General features: G+C 59.5%; 3 protein-coding genes. 2 read left to right on the top strand and 1 reads right to left on the bottom strand.

The annotated features are described in order from the left end of the window. Positions 1–184 precede the first annotated feature (184 nt). Entirely contained in the window at positions 185–529 is a 345-nt protein-coding gene (locus tag BCUN_RS11015; protein ID WP_034258736.1) for a hypothetical protein, read from the top strand. A gap of 140 nt (positions 530–669) precedes the next feature. Continuing rightward, positions 670–1,467 carry a hypothetical protein gene (locus tag BCUN_RS11010; RefSeq protein ID WP_152598234.1) on the top strand — a complete coding sequence of 266 codons (798 nt, stop codon included), beginning with the start codon at positions 670–672 and terminating at the stop codon, positions 1,465–1,467. Between the two features lie 292 nt (positions 1,468–1,759). On the opposite strand, the gene BCUN_RS11005 is transcribed toward BCUN_RS11010, so the two are convergent. After that, positions 1,760–3,148 (bottom strand): IS3 family transposase, encoded by a 1,389-nt coding sequence (locus BCUN_RS11005; RefSeq protein WP_033518684.1) that lies wholly within the window; start codon positions 3,146–3,148, stop codon positions 1,760–1,762. Positions 3,149–3,674: the final 526 nt, after the last annotated feature.

Raw genomic sequence — 3,674 nt, 5'->3', positions numbered from 1 at the left:
TGTTGCCGGAACGGGTACAGGACGATAGAGACGACTGAATAAATTCGATGTTTGCACATACCCGCTGTGTGTAGAAGCGCTTGTTCTGAAACCCCACGTACGCGAAACTGTGCACAAGGCACGATGATCGTGGCCCGCAGCGGCGCAGCGAAGCACCGTCGCAGACGGAAGAAGGAGCAATCCCATGAGCAGGAACATGTCACTATGGAAGAAGGTCGGTGCCGTTGGCTTGGCCCTCGGCGTTGCTTTCTCCACCGCCAACATCGCCTACGCATCCGCGACGGCAACCTACATCCCCTACAGCAGCGGCTCAATCGAAGGCGGATACTTCCGCGGCAGCCGTACCGTCACCTACACTTCCTCAGCCATCAGCATGTACTCCGTCAACCAAGCCTCCTACTGCGAGGCCAAACAAAGCGGCAACATCAACTATGACTACATGAAGGTCGGCCAAGGCAAATCCTGTAGCGCATCGCAAACAGGCACAGCAACCACTGCAGGTGACTACGCAAAATATATCGTCGGCTAGAAAGCCGCCAGTTCCGACAAAGGCTCCCATCGCTTTTGCCCATATCCTGACTATACCGCAGCAGGACCAAAAGTGGAAGGGGAGGCAGTCATTCCTCCCCTTCCACTTTCATTTATCCCGCAAGGAAGCAAACCATCATCATGCCCATTACGATTGCATCAAAAAGGCAACACCATACAAAAGCCGTCCTCGCATCAGTTATGCTCATTCTTCTTGCACCCCTGGCGGCTTGTGGGGATACGCAGCAGGAAGCGGCCATTGATCCGGGCAGCCAGCCGTCGGCAACCGCGATCAAGATCGCCGCATCCATCCCCGAACGCATTGAATACCTGCTAAGCATCGACGACAACGCCACCTACCCCATGTCAGAAGCCCAGAAGGAGATCCTGCGCAGGGCAGTGGAAAACGGAGGCACCATCTCCAAGGCCGACTACGACCGCGCCTGGAGCAACTACCAACAATGCATGGTGAACAAAGGATACACCACACCACAAGTACCCGTATATGAAAACGGCCTACGCAGTGCTCACATGTATCCCATTGATACAGGACGCACCGAGGCGGAGATGGACAAACTCGCCCACGACGACAGCCAATGCCGCTCCCAGGAGTATCTCATCGTGGATGAATCCTACCGGGATGCCATCGGCAATCCTGACTTATATGCAGAGCAGTCCGTGGCCATCACCGATTGCCTACGCCGTGAGAAGCTCGTGCCTGCCAGCTACACGGCTCGTCAGTTCGAGGAGGAGCAGGCCGCCTACCGTGAGGTCTCCGCCAGGAACTTCACCACGGATCGCTACGACGAAACAGGCGAAGCAGCCAGCAAATTCAGCTTCGACATCCACGATCCCAAATCAGTCACCTGTTTTGTCAGCAATGGCAATGACACAGGGCAACTTGGAGAACAGTTCACCGGCTGGCAACCATTCAAATAACCGCTTCTGCAACATTCAAACATTCCACGCCATGACAATTCGTCACGGCACGCAAAGGACACCCATGAAAACACTCGCAGCCATCCTATCCGTACTTGCCTTGACAGTTCCTATCACCCTGTCCACAACGGCCTCTTCTCATGTGACTGAGCCAGTTCAAGTCGCGTTCATTCAATGCCCGACCTGGCTCTCATGGCTCTGCAACCCCATTCCCAAATAAGTACATAAGTACGCATCAGCTTTATCCGGCATTCCACACAGGAGGGGGTGCGGACAGTAACTTGGATTTTGGTTAGGCCGTGGTCAGTTGGGCACGGCGTTGCATCGGTGTGAGCCAGCCCAGGGACTGTTTGGGACGCTTGTGGTTGTAGAAGTCGATGTAGTCACGCACCGCCTGGGCGAACTCGGGGAACGTCACGCCCGTCCAGTCGCGGTGGTGGAACATCTCGTTCTTCAAGCGCCCGAAGAACCCCTCGGCAGCCGCGTTGTCGGGCGAACAGCCCTTGGCGCTCATCGACCGGGTGAACCCGTGCCGGGCCATGGCCTCCTTGTACTCCCGCGCGGAGTACTGGCAGCCACGGTCGGTGTGCACGATCGGCCTCTGGCCCTCCTGCAGGGTCGAAGCGGCCCGTTCGAGCATGCCGGCCACCATCGCGGTGGTGGGACGCAACGCCAGGGTCCAGGAGACCACGACCCCGTCAGCGCAGTCCACGATGGGACTCAGGTAGCACTTGTAGCCGTCCATCGTGAACTGGGTGACGTCCGTCACCCACACCATCCCGGGTGCCGGCGCGTGGAAGTCGCGGGCCACGAGATTGGCGGGCGCGTCGTCCGGGTCGCCCTTGAACGACGAGTAATGCCGGCCCTTGCGCACGTAGCGGGGTACGAGGTCCTCCTCGCGCAGGACCTGGCGCACGAATTTCCCCCAGACCGTGACCCCCTGCCCGGCCAGCTCGTGATGGATGCGCCGATACCCGTAGATACGCGAGAACCGCCGGGCGGTATCGACGATCAGGGCACGCAGCCGCCGCTCGCGTTCGGCCTTGGCCCCACGCGCCGACACGGCCTTGCGCGAGTGGTGCCGGTAATAGGTCGAGCGGCTCAGGCCGGCCTGCTCGAGCAGGGCCTTGAACGGCCACCTACCCTTCAGGTTCGCCACGGCGACGGCCTTGGCATGGTTGGCCACGTCCCGGCCCAGGTCGGCCGGGACGGGGTGTTTTAAAAGCTTCTCGATCTCGACCATCAGGTCCATGCGCATGTGCATGGCCTGGTTCTCGGCTTCCAGGGCCTCGATGCGGGCGTTCAGGCACGCGACCCGGTCGTCCAGGTCATGGCGTTGCGGGGGAATCATCGGTGTCCTCCTCCAGTTCTGGCGTCGACGCCAAGCATACACGGCCGATTCGCTACGGCCGATCATCCGGGCGGCCTGCGCACAGCTGGCGCCCGACTCCCACAGATGACGGGCCGCGCGCACCTCGCCGGGCGTGAGCCGCGCACCGGGCCTGTGCGCCGGGGGCAGGCCGCGCCGTGTGCGTTCCTGACGCGCCCACCTGGCCAGCGTGCCCTCGCACGGCGCCCTGAACCCCTCTGATGCCAGGCGTTCCCTGACCCGGGGAGTACTCAGCCCCTCATCGAGAATCAACACGAGCGCCCTGCTGTGTACCTCATCAAGGTAAGTCATACGGACTCCATTCCGACACCCAGACAGTGTCTAACTTTCAATCCGCACCCTACATCCGGTATGACTGACCCATCGATATACCTCCGCGCATCTTTTTCGTGCCGCCATTTTATATATCCTATAAAATAGCGTAGTGAAAACGGCGGAATGTCGCCAACTCACTGTGACGCATCAGAACGTCTCCCGACCGGCTATTTGATAGTGGGTAGCAAATGGCATATGGCGGCATGACGGCTCGTACGTGCCGCAACCAACCGAATGATGACAGGACCTTGCGGCGAGACGTGCCGCGTTCAGCTTCGACTTCAGCGAGTCACGATGTGCACCTACGCGGTCGGCAACAACGACAACCTGCGCGCCGGCGAGCTGGAAGCTTGGAAGTCGCTGGAGTGGAGCGAACGGAGCAAATCGACTTGTTGCCGGAACGGGTACAGGACGATAGAGACGACTGAATAAATTCGATGTTTGCACATACCCGCTGTGTGTAGAAGCGCTTGTTCTGAAACCCCACGTACGCGAAACTGTG

Source organism: Bifidobacterium cuniculi, assembly GCF_000741575.1.
Taxonomy (GTDB): Bacteria; Actinomycetota; Actinomycetes; order Actinomycetales; family Bifidobacteriaceae; genus Bifidobacterium; species Bifidobacterium cuniculi.
Note: the sequence above shows the minus strand (reverse complement) of the source record. Positions and strands in the feature narration are given on the sequence as shown.